Source organism: Nocardioides sp. zg-DK7169, from assembly GCF_013155365.1.
Classification (GTDB): domain Bacteria; phylum Actinomycetota; class Actinomycetes; order Propionibacteriales; family Nocardioidaceae; genus Nocardioides.
This window is the reverse complement of record NZ_JABJRA010000001.1, coordinates 240,948-255,558: the sequence shown is the minus strand read 5'-3', so window position 1 is coordinate 255,558 and position 14,611 is coordinate 240,948. Positions and strand designations below refer to the sequence as shown.

Here is a 14,611-nt window from a genome sequence, read left to right as displayed (position 1 = left end):
AGCACCGCACCAGCACCCAACCCGTCATCCGGACCGTCCGGGAGACCGGACCCGATCAGCGAGAGGCAAGCCGTCGTGGCAGCAGCGCAGAACTACCTGGCCATCATCAAGGTCGTGGGCATCGGTGGTGGCGGCGTCAACGCCGTCAACCGGATGATCGACGTCGGGCTCAAGGGCGTCGAGTTCATCGCCATCAACACCGACGCCCAGGCGCTGCTGATGAGCGACGCCGACGTCAAGCTCGACATCGGCCGCGAGCTCACCCGTGGTCTCGGTGCCGGCGCGAACCCCGACGTGGGCGCGCAGGCCGCCGATGACCACTCCGAGGAGATCGAAGAGGTCCTCAAGGGCGCCGACATGGTGTTCGTGACGGCCGGCGAGGGTGGCGGCACCGGCACCGGTGGCGCGCCCGTGGTCGCGCGGATCGCCCGCTCGCTCGGCGCGCTGACCATCGGTGTGGTCACCCGTCCGTTCGCCTTCGAGGGGCGTCGTCGGGCCAACTCCGCCGAGGAGGGCATCGCCGCGCTGCGCGAGGAGGTCGACACCCTCATCGTGATCCCCAACGACCGGCTGCTCTCGATCAGCGACCGCAACGTCTCGATGCTCGACGCGTTCAAGCAGGCCGACCAGGTGCTCCTCCAGGGCGTCTCGGGCATCACCGACCTGATCACCACCCCGGGCCTGATCAACCTCGACTTCGCCGACGTCAAGTCCGTCATGGCCAACGCCGGCTCCGCGCTGATGGGCATCGGCTCGGCCCGCGGCGAGGACCGCTCCGTCGCCGCGGCCGAGATGGCCGTGTCCAGCCCGCTTCTCGAGGCCTCGATCGACGGCGCGCACGGCGTGCTGCTCTCCATCGCCGGCGGCTCCGACCTCGGCCTGTTCGAGATCAACGAGGCCGCCGCGCTGGTGGCCCAGGCCGTCCACCCCGAGGCCAACATCATCTTCGGTGCGACCATCGACGACGCGCTCGGCGACGAGGTGCGGGTGACCGTCATCGCGGCGGGCTTCGACGGCGGTACGCCGAAGCGCCGCGACGAGGGCACCGTGCTGCGCCGCGAGACCCGTCCCCAGCAGACCCAGGAGGAGACGCGCGCCGCTGCCGCTGCTGCGCGTCCCGCCCCGGCCCAGGGCACCCCGCTGCGTCCGGCCCCGACCAACCAGGCTCCCCAGGGCGGCCAGGCTCCCCAGGGCGGCCAGGGCGGCCAGGCTCCCCGCGGCACCCAGCCGACCCAGCCCCCGGCGCCGCGCCAAGCTCCGCCGCAGGTGCAGTTCGACGACGACGACCTCGACGTCCCGGACTTCTTGAAGTAGGTCCGGATCCGCCCGGACCCCCGCTCGCCCACGACCCCTACGGACCGATGTACGCCTTCCGCGCCAGCCACGGCCCCATCGACCTGGCCTTCACCGACCGGCTCGGTGGGGTCAGCGCCGCGCCGTACGACTCCTTGAACCTCGCGATCTCCGGGGGCGACAGTCCCGAGTCGCGTGCCGCCAACCTGCGGCGCGTGCTCGACGACTTCGCCCCGGGGGCGCGGGTCGCGGAGCTGGTGCAGGTCCACGGCCGGGAGGTCGTCGACGCCGACGCGGCTCGCGACGGTGAGCTGCCCGAGGGCGACGCGCTGGTGGCCACCGAGCCCGACGTCGTCCTCGCCGTCCGGGTCGCCGACTGCGTCCCGGTGCTGCTGGCCGACGACGCCGGCCGGGTGGTCGCGGCCGCGCACGCCGGCCGCAAGGGCGTGCTCGCCGGGGTGGTCCCCGCCACCGTCGAGGCGATGCGCGCACGCGGCGCCGAGGCGGTGAGCGCGTGGATCGGGCCCTACGTGTGCGGCTCCTGCTACGAGGTGCCCGCAGCCATGCAGGCCGCGGTCACCGAGGTCGAGCCGGCCACCCGGGCCACCACCCGCACCGGCACCCCCGCCCTCGACCTCGGCGCGGGCGTGCGCCACCAGCTCGAGCGCGCCGGCGTCACCGTCCACGACGTCTCGCGCTGCACGCTCGAGTCGCCGGACCTGTTCTCGCACCGGCGCGACGGCGCCTCGGCGGGCCGGCTCGCCGGCCTGGTGCGGAGGCGCCGATGAGCGCCGACGCCCGCCGTGAGGAGCTCGCGCACGGCCTCGAGGAGGTCCGCGCGCGGATCGCCCGCGCCTGCGCGGACGCCGGTCGTGCCCCCGACGAGGTCACCCTCATCGTGGTCACCAAGTTCTTCCCCGCCTCCGACGTACGACTGCTGGCAGACCTCGGGGTCACCGACGTCGGGGAGAACCGGCACCAGGAGGCGGCCGACAAGTCGCGCGAGTGCGCCGACCTCGGCCTGCGCTGGCACTTCATCGGTGGCCTGCAGAGCAACAAGGCCGCAGCCGTCGCCGGCTACGCCGACGCGGTGCACTCCGTGGACCGTGCCAAGCTGGTCGCCCCCCTCGACAGGGGAGCGGCCGGACGCGAGGTCGACGTGCTGCTCCAGGTCAGCCTCGACCCGCCCGGCGCCTCGGGACGCGCCGGCGCGGACCCCGGCGCCCTCGGCGCCCTCGCCGAGGAGGTCGCGGCCGCCGAGCACCTGCGGCTGCGCGGCCTGATGGCCGTGGCGCCGCTGGGGGAGGACCCCGAGCTCGCCTTCGAGCGGCTCGCCGCCATCCGGTCCTCCTTCCTCGATCAGCACCCCGACGCCGCCTGGTTGTCGGCCGGGATGAGCAACGACCTCGAGCAGGCCGTCGCCGCCGGTGCGACACACGTGCGCGTCGGGTCGGCGGTCCTCGGTTCGAGGCCGCGGTTCCAGTAATGTCCAAGACACCGTCAAGTGCCCTCCCCACCTGGGGGGCCACATCCGAAGGGCAGCAGTCATGAGTGGCGCGATGCGCAGGATCGGCGAGTACCTCGGCCTCGTCGAGGACACCGGTCGGTACGACGACGAGTACGACAGCAACGACGCCCACACCGCCGAGACCCAGGCGGTGCCGGCCTCGCGTCAGCCGCGTGCCCGCGAGCCGCGCCCGGCGCCGGTCGCCGACCTCTCCGAGCGCCGCCGGCCCGCCGCCGTTCCGCAGAACGAGGTCGCGGAGCTCTCGCGCATCCTGACCCTGCACCCGCGCACCTACAACGAGGCGCGCACCGTGGGCGAGAACTTCCGCGAGGGCACCCCGGTGATCATGAACCTCTCCGAGATGGACGACGCCGACGCCAAGCGCCTGGTCGACTTCGCCGCGGGCCTCGTCTTCGCCACCCGTGGCACCATCGAGCGTGTCACCAACAAGGTCTTCCTGCTGTCCCCGGCCAACGTGACGGTCGCGGCCGAGGACAAGCAGCGCATCGCCGAGGGCGGCTTCTTCAACCAGAGCTGAGCCGCGCTCAGCGCCCAGCACCCGCAGCACCCGTATCCCGCACCCTTACCTCGAGCATCAGGAGCACATCCGCAGTGGAGCTGATCGGTGTCGTCCTCTACGTCCCGGTCCTGATCTTCTTCGGGATGCTCTGGGTCCGCTTCATCGTGGACTGGGTGCAGGTCTTCGCCCGCTCCTGGCAGCCCACCGGCGTGCTGCTGCTCCTGCTGGAGGCGGTCTACACGGTCACCGATCCGCCGATCAAGGCGCTGCGCCGGGTGATCCCGCCGCTGCGGCTGGGCAGCATCGCGCTCGACCTGAGCTTCCTGATCGTGATGATCTGCACCTACGTGCTGCTCCAGGTCATCCGCGGAACGTTGCTCGGCTGACGCCGCCTGGGCGGGCTGCGGATCTCACTCCGCCCTGCCCCAGGCGCTATTGTTCGCACGTCACATCAGATACCGAAATGAATGGGTGAGGTCATGCCGCTGACGCCTGAGGACGTGAGCAACAAGCGCTTTACTCCCGTCCGGCTTCGTGAGGGCTACGACATGGGAGAGGTCGACCAGTTCCTCGATGAGGTGGAGGCCGAGCTGGCACGCCTCACCAAGGAGAACGACGACCTTCGCGCCAAGCTCGCCTCGGTCCAGTCCGGTGCGCCTGCGCCGGCCGCCGCGGCCGAGCCGAAGCCCGAGCCGGTGAAGGCCAAGGAGCCGGAGCCGGCCCCCGCGCCGACGCCGACCCCCGCGCCGGCCGCCGCGCCCGCCGCGGTCTCGACCCCGCTCGAGACCATCCGCGTCGAGACGGTCCCGCAGGCCTCCAACGCTGCGGCCCGCCTGCTCGAGATCGCCACGCGCAACGCGGACGAGCTCGTGGACGAGGCCAAGAACGAGGCCGACAAGATCGTCGGTGCCGCCCGCACCAAGGCCGAGCGCCTGGAGTCGGAGTCGAAGTCGAAGGCCGACCGCCTCGAGGCCGACGCCCGCACCCGCGCGCAGATGCTCGACTCCGAGACCGCCGAGCGCCGCCAGCAGCTCTTCGGCGAGCTCGAGCGCGAGCGTGACCGCCTCACCGGTGAGGTCGAGACGCTGCGTTCCTTCGAGCGCGAGTACCGCTCCCGCCTGAAGACGTACTTCAGCCAGCAGCTGGAGGCGCTCAACGGGTCCGCGGAGACCGCCGCCCCGACCGACGAGCAGCCGGCGCCCAAGCGCCTGCGCTCGATCCTCGGCGACGACGAGGGCTGATCGGGCCCCAGCACCCGCTCTGCCGCCGCGGCCGGTCCCGACAGGGGCCGGCCGCGGCGTCGTTCGTCCGGACGCCCGGCGGCGGGCGCGTCGCGTGCCCACGCGTGGATCGGTCCCGAGATCAAGGGCCTTTGGGCCTCATAAATCCCGGGGAGTGGCGGGTTGGGCGGCGGCCGCGAACGGGCTAGTGTCCGCGGCACCGTCGTGGTACAGACCACGTGATCAGGCTCATCGAGGAGGCCCACCATGGCCCGTTCGACCCCGAAGTCCCTCGCCGGCCAGGCAGCCACCGCTGCCCGCAAGGCGATGGGGCGACGCACCCCGCGAACTCCCGTCGAGGAGTCGCCCGGCGAGTCCGCGAGCACGCCGCCGAGGCGCTCCGCGGGGCGCACGCTCGCCGCGAAGGGTGCGGGTCCGGCCGTGACCTCGGCGTCGACCACCCGCAAGACCGCCTCCAGGGCCGCCCCCGCCGCCGAGCCCGCCGCGGAGGCGAAGCCGCCGGCCGCGAAGAAGGCCGCCGTCAAGAAGACGGCGGCGAAGAAGGGCGCGGCGAAGGACACCGCGGCGAAGAAGGCGCCCGCCGCCGCCAAGGACGGTGCCACCAACGGGACCACGAACGGCGCCGCGCGGAACGGTGCCGCGAAGAAGGCTCCGGCTGCGAAGAGCGCCAGGAGCGCGCGGACCGCGAAGGCCACGCCTGCCCCGGCGGAGGCAGCGAAGGCGCCCGCGCGGCGCGCCGCCGTACGACGCCCGACGCGGCAGGCGCCCGCGACGCTCGTGGTGAAGGCGGGGGAGTCGGCGTGGTCGCGCACCGAGCTGCGCGAGGTGGTGGAGGAGCTGCGTGGCCAGCGCACCCACCTCGAGGAGATGGTGCACGAGCAGGAGGTCGAGCTCACCGCGCTGCTGCGCGACTCCGGCGACGGCGCCGGGCACGACCAGGCCGACGTGGGCGCGGCGACCTTCGAGCGCGACCACGAGTTCACGGTGCTGCGCAACGAGCGCGACAAGCTGGCCCAGATCGAGCATGCCCTGGGCCGCATCGACGACGGCACCTACGGGGTCTGCGAGTCCTGCGGTGAGCCGATCGGCAAGATGCGGTTGATGGCGTTTCCGCGTGCCACACTGTGCATGACATGCAAGCAGCGCGAGGAACGTCGCTGAGTGCCCCGCAGGGGCCAGCGACCACACGGGCCGGGGGACGCCGGCGTCATATCATCCTGTTCGCCGTCATCGCCCTGACCGCCTACGTGATCGACATGGTCACCAAGGTCGTGGCCGTCGACACGCTCCAGGACCGCGACATCTCGGTCGTCGGCGACCTGCTCGTGCTGAACCTGGTGCGCAACCCGGGTGCGGCGTTCAGCGTCGGCACGGAGTACACCGTGGCGCTCAGCTGCATCTCGATCGGCGCGCTGGTGGCGATCGTGTGGCTGAGCCGGCGCATCGGCGAGGTCTGGTGGGCGGTCGGCATGGGCCTGCTGCTCGCGGGCGTCGCGGGCAACCTGACCGACCGGATCCTGCGCGATCCCGGCCCCCTGCGCGGCCATGTCATCGACTTCCTGCAGATCCCGAACTGGCCGGTCTTCAACGTGGCCGACATGTGCGTCGTGGGCGCCGCGGGTCTGATCATCGTGCAGTCCTTCCGGGGACTGCGCCTGAACGGCACGAGAATAGAGCCATGAGCCACCACGACCACCGCACCCTGCTGGTGCCCGACAGCATGGCCGGCGAGCGCGTCGACGCCGCCATGGCGCGGCTCTTCGGGGTGTCCCGCACCCGTGCCGCCGACCTGGTCGCGGCCGGGCACGTGCGCCTCGACGGGGCCGAGGTCGCGAAGAGCGACCGGGTGCTGCCCGGCGCGGTCCTCGACGTCACCATCCCCACCCTCGTCGACCCGCTCGAGGTCGTCCCCGAGATCGTCGAGGGGATCAAGATCATCCACGACGACGACTCCATCGTCGTGATCGACAAGCCGGTCGGCGTCGCCGTGCACCCCTCGCCGGGGTGGAACGGTCCGACCGTCGTCGGGCACCTCGCCGGCGCCGGGTTCCGGATCGCCACCGGTGGCGCCTCCGAGCGCCAGGGCATCGTGCAGCGCCTCGACGTCGGGACCTCCGGCGTCATGGTGATCTGCAAGTCCGAGCACGCCTACTCGCTGCTGAAGAACGCCTTCCGGCACCGGACGGTGGAGAAGACCTACCACGCGCTCGTGCAGGGCCACCCCGACCCGCTGCAGGGGACGGTCGACGCCCCGATCGGGCGCCACCCGCGCGCGGACTACAAGTTCGCCGTGATGGCAGACGGCCGACCGAGCGTCACCCACTACCAGACCCTCGAGGCGCACCGGTTCGCCAGCCTGCTGGAGATCCACCTCGAGACCGGGCGCACCCACCAGATCCGGGTCCACATGTCGGCGCTCAAGCACCCCTGCGTGGGGGACCTGACGTACGGCGCGGACCCCGTCCTCGCCAAGCGGGTCGGCCTCGAGCGGCAGTGGCTGCACGCCGTACGCCTGGGCTTCGAGCACCCGGACACCGGGGAGTTCGTGGAGTACGAGTCGTCCTACCCCGACGACCTCTCCCACGCCCTCGACGTCATCCGTGACGCCAGCTGACCTGATGCTGAGGCCTGCGGGCCCGCAGGACGCCCCCGCGATCGTCGCGGTCCACCTCGCCTCGCGCGGGGCGGCCGTCGCCGCGGGCACGATGCCGCCCGCCGCCCACTCCGAGGACGACGTCCGCGCCTGGCTCACGGCCCGGGTGCGCACCGACGAGACGTGGGTGGCCGAGGTCGGAGGCGAGGTGGTCGGCTACCTGCGCCTGGTCGCCGACTGGATCGACGACCTGTACGTCGACCCCGCGCACGCCGGCGAGGGGATCGGCAGCCTGCTCCTGGAGCTCGCCAAGCAGCGCTGCCCCCACGGCCTGGGCCTGTGGGTCTTCGAGATCAACACCCCGGCCCGCCGCTTCTACGCCCGCCACGGCCTCGTCGAGGTCGAGCACACCGACGGCTCGGACAACGAGGAGCGCGAGCCCGACCTGCGCATGGAGTGGGCCCCGTCCTGAGTCCGCCCGCACGTGGGCGACCCCCGTTGGTCGAGCTCGTCGAGCCCCGAGCAGAGCTGTGACCCCGCACGGCACGCTGCCGGCGGGGTCCAGGCCGATCGATCTACTGGTCGGGTGGGTGCGCGGTGACGAGCCGGGTCTTGCCGCGGTCCTTCACGAGCACGTCGGCCCGTCGTCGCCGTGGGCGGTGACGTGGTCGGTGTCGCAGCGGCGAGCCGGCCTCTCGCACCACGGGAAGGCGCACACCTGCTGGGTCAGACGGGTCTGCTCGACCAATCGGTCGGGGATCGCGTAGGCGTCGGTGTGGTGGTGGTCCTCGAGGTCGATGACCGGCCTGATCACGACCTTCGCGTCGCCGCTGCACCAGGCGCGAACCTGCTCGGTCGACACGATCGACCGGGTCTCCTCGATGCTGGCGAAGCCTGCCCCGTCAGGGGAAATGGCGGCGTCGGAGAGATGGACGTGGATGACCACCTGCCGTGGCTTCACCACCGAGGCGGCTCCGCCGCCGGCATCCGCGCGGAGGTCGAAGGCGAGCTGACGCCGGGCGAGCTCGCCGGCTGCCATCGAGCGGCGTACGTCCAGGGACTCGGTCGATCCAAGGGCGGAGAGCTCCTCGGCACCCTGGCGGATCGCGGTGTCGAGGTCGAGTGCGTCGGCGAGATCAAGGACGCCCTCGACGTGGACGACTCCGTCGTGGGTGGCCTCGTCGGTGCGCACGGCGAACCGGCGTGAGTCGGCTGCGGCGAGGCGCTCCTTCTCGGCACTCTCGGGGTCGAACGCGACGCGGGCCTGGTCGACGAGGCGCTCGATCGTCGCCCAGCCGATCTTGCCGACGAAGCCGGCGAGCTGGCGGTCCACGAACTCGGCACCCTCCAGCGGCAGGGTGGTCGTGAGCTGGGCCAGCCGGCGGGCCTTCCACAGCGGCACCTCGCCGGCGCGCAGCAGCTTCCAGGTGCGCTTGAGCCGGTGGGCGAGCTCGAGGGCGTCACCGACCAGTGCCCGGGCAGCATCGGTCGACAGACCCAGCGCGGCACCGAGCTCGATCGCCGCGAACTCCGCCACCAGCGGTGTCCCCTCACCCGCGAGCGGCACGGCCAGCTCGCCGAACACCAGCCCGCTGGTCGAGCTCGTCGAGACTGACTCCTCCGGGTGCATCGCCGCCCACACCAGGGCCGCCTCCATGACGTCGACCTCCGCCCGCTGGGCCGCAGCCCGACGCGACTGCGCGAACGCCAGCACGGCGGCTGGGGTGTCGCAGTCGGGGAGCTCGTGGTCGGCCATGCCTCATCCTACTCGAACACGCGTTCGAGAACAAGGACATTTCCACCACTTCTCTCGTGTTCCCGCTCGCTGCTCGACCAGTGTGGCGATCCCCGCAGTTGGTTGAGCTTGTCGAGGCCCCGGCTTGTGGTGGGTGCATTGGCTGTGGGGGTCTCGTCGGTCGCTCGGTGGCGCTCCCTGCTCGACCGACCAGCGGCCCGACGTACTGCCCGAATCCGCCGTTGGTCCGCGACACGCCGGGGCGCGGACGCACATCTCACACCACACCGAAGTGTCGGTGATGCCTGTCAGGCTGGAGGGCAACGGCACCGTAGGGTGGTGTCCTTCCCGAGGCGACCCGGTCGTGGCGCGTCGTCGGTTGTCGTCCTTCAGAGCTCGATCCAGGGAGAGTGCCGCAGCATGAGCGCCGGCTCCGGTGATTCCTTCGTCCACCTGCACGTGCACACCGAGTACTCGATGCTCGACGGTGCCGCGCGCCTCGGCGCGCTCGCCGACCGCACCGCGGAGCTGGGCATGCCGGCGATCGCGATGACCGACCATGGCAACGTGTTCGGGGCCTATGAGTTCTACCGCAAGTGCAAGGCCGCGGACGTGAAGCCGATCATCGGCATCGAGGCCTACTTCGCGCCCAACGTCCCGCGCCAGGAGAAGAAGGGCGTCAGCTTCTACGGCGGCGGCCCCGACGACGTCTCCGCACGCGGTGCCTACACCCACATGACGCTGCTCTCGGAGTCCACCAAGGGCATGCACAACCTGTTCAAGCTGACCACGGGGGCGTGGAGCGACGGCTACTTCAAGCAGCCGCGCATGGACCGCGCGCTGCTCGCCGAGCACAGCGAGGGCATCATCGGCACCACCGGCTGCCCCTCGGGGGAGATCCAGGTGCACCTGCGCCACGGCAACTACGACGCCGCGCGCCAGGTGGCCGGCGACTTCCAGGACATCCTCGGCAAGGAGAACTACTTCCTCGAGCTGATGGACCACGGCCTCGACATCGAGAACCGGGTCCGCGCCGACCTGCTGCGCCTGGGCCGCGACGTCGGCATCCCGATGATCGCGACCAACGACTCCCACTACGTGATGCAGGAGGACGCCAAGGCCCAGGAGCACCTGCTCTGCATCAACTCCGGCTCGACGATGGACATCCCGGCCGGAGACGGCCCCGGGCAGCGCTTCGCCTTCTCCGGCGACGGCTACTACATCAAGAGCCCGGCCGAGATGCGCGCCCTGTGGGTCGACAAGTACGACCTGCGCGAGGCCTGCGACAACACCCTGCTCATCGCCGAGCGCTGCGAGGTCGAGTTCACCGAGGGCATCGGCACCTACATGCCGGAGTTCCCGGTCCCCGAGGGCGAGACCGAGGACTCCTGGCTCATCAAGGAGGTCCAGCACGGCCTCGCGCGCCGCTACCCCGGCGGGGTGCCGGAGAAGTCGCGCCAACAGGCCGACTTCGAGATCGGCGTCATCACCCAGATGGGCTTCTCGGGCTACTTCCTCGTCGTCGCCGACTTCATCAACTGGGCCAAGGAGAACGGCATCCGGGTCGGCCCGGGCCGTGGCTCCGGTGCGGGCTCGATGGTCGCCTACGCGATGCGGATCACCGACCTCGACCCGCTCGAGCACGGCCTGATCTTCGAGCGCTTCCTCAACCCCGACCGCGTCTCGATGCCCGACTTCGACATCGACTTCGACGAGCGCCGGCGCAGCGAGGTGATCCGCTACGTCACCGACAAGTACGGCGACGACCGGGTGAGCTACATCATCACCTACGGCACGATCAAGGCGAAGCAGGCCGTCAAGGACTCCAGCCGCATCCTCGGCTACCCCTTCGCGATGGGCGACAAGATCACCAAGGCGATGCCGGCCGCGGTGATGGGCAAGGACGTCCCCCTCCAGGAGATCTTCGACCCCCAGCACAAGCGCTACTCCGAGGGCGGCGAGTTCCGCGCCCTCTACGACGCCGAGGCCGACGTACGCCGCGTGGTGGACACCGCCATCGGCATCGAGGGCCTCAAGCGCCAGTGGGGCGTGCACGCCGCCGGCGTGATCATGTCCAACACCCCGCTCGTCGAGGTGATCCCGCTGCTCAAGCGCCCCGCCGACGGCGCGATGATCACCCAGTTCGACTACCCCACCTGTGAGGGCCTCGGCCTGATCAAGATGGACTTCCTCGGCCTGCGCAACCTCACCGTGCTCGACGACGCGGTCAAGAACATCGCGGCCAACCGTGGCGAGGAGATCGTGCTCGAGGACCTCGAGCTCACCGACCCCAAGACCTACGAGCTGCTCCAGCGCGGCGACACCCTCGGCGTCTTCCAGCTCGACGGCGGCCCGATGCGCGCGCTGCTGCGCTCGATGCGCCCCGACGCCTTCGCGGACATCTCCGCAGTCGGCGCGCTCTACCGTCCGGGCCCGATGGGCGCGGACTCGCACAACAAGTACGCCCGCCGCAAGACCGGGCGCGAGCCGGTGGAGCCGATCCACCCCGAGCTCGCCGAGGCCCTCGAGGACATCCTGGGCGAGACCTACGGCCTGATCGTCTATCAGGAGCAGGTCATGGCGATCGCCCAGAAGCTCGCGGGCTACACGCTGGGTCAGGCCGACCTGCTGCGCCGCGCGATGGGCAAGAAGAAGAAGTCCGAGCTGGACAAGCAGTTCGAGATGTTCTCCGCGGGCATGAAGGAGCGCGGCTACTCCATGGCCGCGGTCCAGACGCTGTGGGACATCCTGCTGCCGTTCTCCGACTACGCCTTCAACAAGGCGCACTCCGCGGCGTACGGCCTGGTGTCGTACTGGACGGCCTACCTCAAGGCCAACTACCCGGCCGAGTACATGGCCGCGCTGCTGACCTCGGTGAAGGACGACAAGGACAAGTCGGCCATCTACCTCAACGAGTGCCGGCGGATGAAGATCCAGGTGCTCCCGCCCGACGTGAACCAGTCGGCCAACAACTTCACCCCGGTCGGCACCGACATCCGCTTCGGCCTCGGCGCGGTCCGCAACGTCGGCACCCACGTCGTCGACGGCATCGTGTCGGCGCGTGAGGAGAAGGGCCGCTACACCGACTTCAACGACTTCATGTCCAAGGTCCCGGTGCACGTGTGCAACAAGCGGGTGCTGGAGTCGCTGATCAAGGCCGGCGCCTTCGACGAGCTCAACCACCGCCGCCGCGCCCTGGTCGCGATCCACGAGAACGCCGTGGACCAGTACGTCGACATCAAGCGCAACGAGGCGATCGGGCAGGACTCGCTGTTCGGCGGCATGGACGACGACGCCGGCGGCGGCTTCGGGATCACCGTGAACATCCCGGAGATCGACGAGTGGGACAAGACCACGCTGCTCGGCCACGAGCGCGACATGCTCGGTCTCTACGTCTCCGACCACCCGCTGCTCGGCCTCGAGCACGTGCTCGCGAACGGCTCGGACTGCAGCATCGGCCAGCTGATGCTCGACGAGGACCGCGCCGACGGCTCGCCGATCACCATCACCGGCCTGGTCACCCAGGTGCAGCGCAAGATCACCAAGCGCGGCGACGCGTGGGCGATGATCACCCTGGAGGACCTCGACGGCGCGATCGAGGTGCTGCTCTTCCCGAGCTCCTACCAGCTCGCCTCGAGCTACCTGGTCGAGGACGCGATCCTCACGGTCAAGGGCAGGCTCTCGCGCAGCAAGGACCAGCCCGAGATCATGGGCCAGGAGGTCTCGGTCCCCGACATCTCCGACGGCCCCAGCGGGCCGGTGGTGATCAGCCTGCCGCAGACCCGCTGCACCCCGCCGGTCGTCGCCCAGCTCAAGGACGTGCTCGGCACGCACCGCGGGGTGACCGAGGTGCGCCTGCGGCTGATGAACCGTGACAAGACCCTGGTGATGTCCCTGGAGCACCGGGTCACCCCCAGCTCCGCGCTCTTCGCCGACCTCAAGGCGCTCCTGGGGCCCGGATGCCTCACCAGCTGATCCGCTTCGTCGGCGTCGTCGTGCTCCTCCTCGGGACCGGCGTGGTCGCCGGCTGGATCTGGGAGGCCGTGTGGGAGGCGCCGACCGGTGTCGTCCAGGACGGTCGCTGGTTCCCGGTGCCGGGGGAGAGCGGGTTGCGCGCCGACTTCAGCGGCACCGCGACCTACGTGCTCGTGGGCGTGGCGGCGGGGCTGGTCGTCGGCACGGTGGTCGCGCTGGTGACGCGCGGCGCCGAGCTGCTCACGCTCGCCGCGGTCGTCGTGGGCTCCGGGCTGGGCGGGGTCGTGATGGCCCGCGTCGGCGCGGCGCTCGGCCCGAGCGACCCGCGCGAGGCGGCGTCCGGCCTCGACGACGGCGCCCGGCTGCTCGGCAACCTCGAGGTCTCCGGCCTGAGCCCGTACGGCGCGCTCCCGTTCGGCGCCCTGCTGGCGCTGATGGTGGTCTTCCTCCTCACCGCCGGCAAGGGTCGCTGGGACGAGGACCCGGGCCGCGGGGAGCCGGTCAGCGACGACCGATCGGGGCCGTCACCGCGTCCGTGACCCGCACCAGGTCGTCGGGGGCGAGGCCCAGGTCCAGCCCGCGGCGTCCGCCGGAGACGTAGACCACCGGGTGCTCCAGCGCGCTCTCGTCGACGACCGTGGGATGGGCGCGGCGCTGGCCGATCGGCGAGATGCCGCCGACGACGTAGCCGGTGGCGCGCTCGGCCGCTGCCGGCGCGGCCATCGTGGCGCGCGAGCCGCCCAGCGCCCGGGCGAGGGCCTTGAGGTCGAGCTGGCCGGACACCGGGACCACCGCGACGGCCAGGGTGCCGTCGACCTCGGCCAGCAGGGTCTTGAAGACCTGGGCCGGGTCCAGGCCGAGGGCGGCCGCGGCCTCCAGGCCGAAGGACTCCGCGCGGGGGTCGTGCTCGTAGGGGTGCAGGGTGAAGGCGATCCCGGCCCGGGTCAGTGCCACGGTGGCCGGCGTCGCGCCGGTGCTCTTCCTCGCCACGGTCGTGATGGTGGCAGAGACGGGGTCAGTTCGGCGACCAGCGGGTGCGCGCCACCTCGGTGGCGGGCAGCGAGGCGATGACGTTCATCGCGCGCAGCTCGTGGCGCAGCAGGTCGGTGACCAGCACCAGGCGCTCGCCGGCGTCGGCGGCCTCGAGGAGCTCCTGGCGCTCCGACATCGGCAGCGGCGCGGTCGCGGCCAGCGTCCAGGAGAGGTACGTCGGGTCCTGCGGGAGCGTCCCGACCTGCGCGTCCAGGCCGAGGTCGGCCAGCATGGCGCGGTAGGCGGTGAAGGTCGCCCGGGCCTGCTCGAGCACCTCCTCGGAGACACCGTCGGTGGCCTCGGGCAGCTCGTGCACCTCCCCGACGGGGAAGTCGCCGGAGGTGTCGAGGCGGTCCAGGCCGATGCGGTCCAGCGCGACGACGACGATGTCGAAGGTCCCGTCGGGACGGGCCTCGACCTCGGTGAGCCGGACCCGGACGCCGACCCGGTAGAGCGACTGGGCGCCGTGGTCGCCGACCTCGTAGCCCTCGCGGATCCCGACCGTGCCGAACACCCGGTCGACGGGGTCCTCGATCTCCAGCAGGTGCGCGACGAGCGCGCGGTAGCGCTCCTCGAAGACCCGGAGCGGGATGCTCATGCCCGGGAAGAGGACCGCGTTGAGCGGGAACATCGGCAGCGTGGGTGTCACCTCCGGGACAGTAGCCCAGCCCACGTCCCAGCAGGCGTCGCGGGTTCGGTGCCGTGGTGGCGGGGC

Annotated in this window: 15 protein-coding genes; 12 read left to right on the top strand and 3 right to left on the bottom strand. The window is 71.5% G+C overall.

Going from position 1 to position 14,611, the window contains the following annotated elements; genetic code table 11:
* The first annotated feature begins 75 nt into the window (after window positions 1-75).
* From ftsZ to HOQ23_RS01130, 10 genes are all read left to right on the top strand, one after another.
* Entirely contained in the window at window positions 76-1,314 is a 1,239-nt protein-coding gene (gene ftsZ, locus HOQ23_RS01175; RefSeq protein ID WP_172211055.1) for a cell division protein FtsZ, read from the top strand.
* 47 nt (window positions 1,315-1,361) lie between these two features.
* On the top strand, window positions 1,362-2,081 hold the full coding sequence (gene pgeF / locus HOQ23_RS01170; RefSeq protein ID WP_172211053.1) for a peptidoglycan editing factor PgeF: 720 nt from the start codon (window positions 1,362-1,364) through the stop codon (window positions 2,079-2,081).
* Window positions 2,078-2,779, top strand: coding sequence for a YggS family pyridoxal phosphate-dependent enzyme (locus tag HOQ23_RS01165; protein ID WP_172211051.1), 702 nt, complete (start codon window positions 2,078-2,080; stop codon window positions 2,777-2,779). The genes pgeF and HOQ23_RS01165 overlap by 4 nt, the downstream gene beginning before the upstream one ends.
* Window positions 2,780-2,840: 61 nt before the next feature.
* Window positions 2,841-3,338: a cell division protein SepF gene (locus tag HOQ23_RS01160; protein ID WP_172211049.1), complete on the top strand. Its 498-nt coding sequence runs from the start codon at window positions 2,841-2,843 to the stop codon at window positions 3,336-3,338.
* Between the two features lie 74 nt (window positions 3,339-3,412).
* Window positions 3,413-3,706, top strand: a complete 294-nt coding sequence (locus tag HOQ23_RS01155; RefSeq protein WP_172211047.1) for a YggT family protein — start codon at window positions 3,413-3,415, stop codon at window positions 3,704-3,706.
* A gap of 93 nt (window positions 3,707-3,799) precedes the next feature.
* Window positions 3,800-4,561 (top strand): DivIVA domain-containing protein, encoded by a 762-nt coding sequence (locus HOQ23_RS01150; protein WP_253945033.1) that lies wholly within the window; start codon window positions 3,800-3,802, stop codon window positions 4,559-4,561.
* A gap of 246 nt (window positions 4,562-4,807) precedes the next feature.
* Window positions 4,808-5,722, top strand: coding sequence for a TraR/DksA C4-type zinc finger protein (locus HOQ23_RS20645; RefSeq protein ID WP_172211043.1), 915 nt, complete (start codon window positions 4,808-4,810; stop codon window positions 5,720-5,722).
* Window positions 5,719-6,243 carry a signal peptidase II gene (locus tag HOQ23_RS01140; protein ID WP_367650339.1) on the top strand — a complete coding sequence of 175 codons (525 nt, stop codon included), beginning with the start codon at window positions 5,719-5,721 and terminating at the stop codon, window positions 6,241-6,243. The genes HOQ23_RS20645 and HOQ23_RS01140 overlap by 4 nt, the downstream gene beginning before the upstream one ends.
* Window positions 6,240-7,175, top strand: a complete 936-nt coding sequence (locus HOQ23_RS01135; protein ID WP_172211039.1) for an RluA family pseudouridine synthase — start codon at window positions 6,240-6,242, stop codon at window positions 7,173-7,175. Before HOQ23_RS01140 ends, HOQ23_RS01135 begins: the two co-directional genes overlap by 4 nt.
* A 4-nt stretch (window positions 7,176-7,179) precedes the next feature.
* Window positions 7,180-7,626, top strand: coding sequence for a GNAT family N-acetyltransferase (locus tag HOQ23_RS01130; RefSeq protein ID WP_172211038.1), 447 nt, complete (start codon window positions 7,180-7,182; stop codon window positions 7,624-7,626).
* Window positions 7,627-7,779: 153 nt separating this feature from the next.
* Here the strand turns inward: HOQ23_RS01130 and HOQ23_RS01125 are convergent, their stop codons facing one another.
* On the bottom strand, window positions 7,780-8,910 hold the full coding sequence (locus HOQ23_RS01125) for a DUF222 domain-containing protein (protein WP_172211037.1): 1,131 nt from the start codon (window positions 8,908-8,910) through the stop codon (window positions 7,780-7,782).
* A 399-nt stretch (window positions 8,911-9,309) separates the two neighbouring features.
* Here HOQ23_RS01125 and dnaE point away from each other — a divergent pair, with 399 nt between their 5' ends.
* A complete protein-coding gene (dnaE, locus tag HOQ23_RS01120; RefSeq protein ID WP_172211036.1) occupies window positions 9,310-12,864 on the top strand; it encodes a DNA polymerase III subunit alpha in 3,555 nt (1,184 codons plus the stop codon).
* Window positions 12,849-13,403 carry a hypothetical protein gene (locus HOQ23_RS01115; RefSeq protein ID WP_172211035.1) on the top strand — a complete coding sequence of 185 codons (555 nt, stop codon included), beginning with the start codon at window positions 12,849-12,851 and terminating at the stop codon, window positions 13,401-13,403. Before dnaE ends, HOQ23_RS01115 begins: the two co-directional genes overlap by 16 nt.
* Here HOQ23_RS01115 and ybaK read toward each other — a convergent pair.
* Both ybaK and HOQ23_RS01105 read right to left on the bottom strand, forming a co-directional pair.
* Entirely contained in the window at window positions 13,366-13,854 is a 489-nt protein-coding gene (gene ybaK, locus HOQ23_RS01110; protein ID WP_172211034.1) for a Cys-tRNA(Pro) deacylase, read from the bottom strand. The two genes, HOQ23_RS01115 and ybaK, sit on opposite strands and share 38 nt — an antisense overlap.
* Window positions 13,855-13,879: 25 nt before the next feature.
* Window positions 13,880-14,545, bottom strand: a complete 666-nt coding sequence (locus tag HOQ23_RS01105) for an LON peptidase substrate-binding domain-containing protein (protein WP_172211033.1) — start codon at window positions 14,543-14,545, stop codon at window positions 13,880-13,882.
* Window positions 14,546-14,611: the final 66 nt, after the last annotated feature.

What these genes read in the sequence shown, in the direction of transcription:
- pgeF (WP_172211053.1), top strand. Translation starts at nt 1,362, where the DNA reads ATGTACGCCTTCCGCGCCAGCCACGGCCCCATCGACCTGGCCTTCACC.
- HOQ23_RS01165 (WP_172211051.1), top strand. Translation starts at nt 2,078, where the DNA reads ATGAGCGCCGACGCCCGCCGTGAGGAGCTCGCGCACGGCCTCGAGGAG.
- HOQ23_RS01115 (WP_172211035.1), top strand. Translation starts at nt 12,849, where the DNA reads ATGCCTCACCAGCTGATCCGCTTCGTCGGCGTCGTCGTGCTCCTCCTC.
- HOQ23_RS01130 (WP_172211038.1), top strand. Translation starts at nt 7,180, where the DNA reads ATGCTGAGGCCTGCGGGCCCGCAGGACGCCCCCGCGATCGTCGCGGTC.
- HOQ23_RS01125 (WP_172211037.1), bottom strand. Translation starts at nt 8,910, where the DNA reads ATGGCCGACCACGAGCTCCCCGACTGCGACACCCCAGCCGCCGTGCTG.
- HOQ23_RS20645 (WP_172211043.1), top strand. Translation starts at nt 4,808, where the DNA reads ATGGCCCGTTCGACCCCGAAGTCCCTCGCCGGCCAGGCAGCCACCGCT.
- HOQ23_RS01160 (WP_172211049.1), top strand. Translation starts at nt 2,841, where the DNA reads ATGAGTGGCGCGATGCGCAGGATCGGCGAGTACCTCGGCCTCGTCGAG.
- dnaE (WP_172211036.1), top strand. Translation starts at nt 9,310, where the DNA reads ATGAGCGCCGGCTCCGGTGATTCCTTCGTCCACCTGCACGTGCACACC.
- HOQ23_RS01135 (WP_172211039.1), top strand. Translation starts at nt 6,240, where the DNA reads ATGAGCCACCACGACCACCGCACCCTGCTGGTGCCCGACAGCATGGCC.
- HOQ23_RS01150 (WP_253945033.1), top strand. Translation starts at nt 3,800, where the DNA reads ATGCCGCTGACGCCTGAGGACGTGAGCAACAAGCGCTTTACTCCCGTC.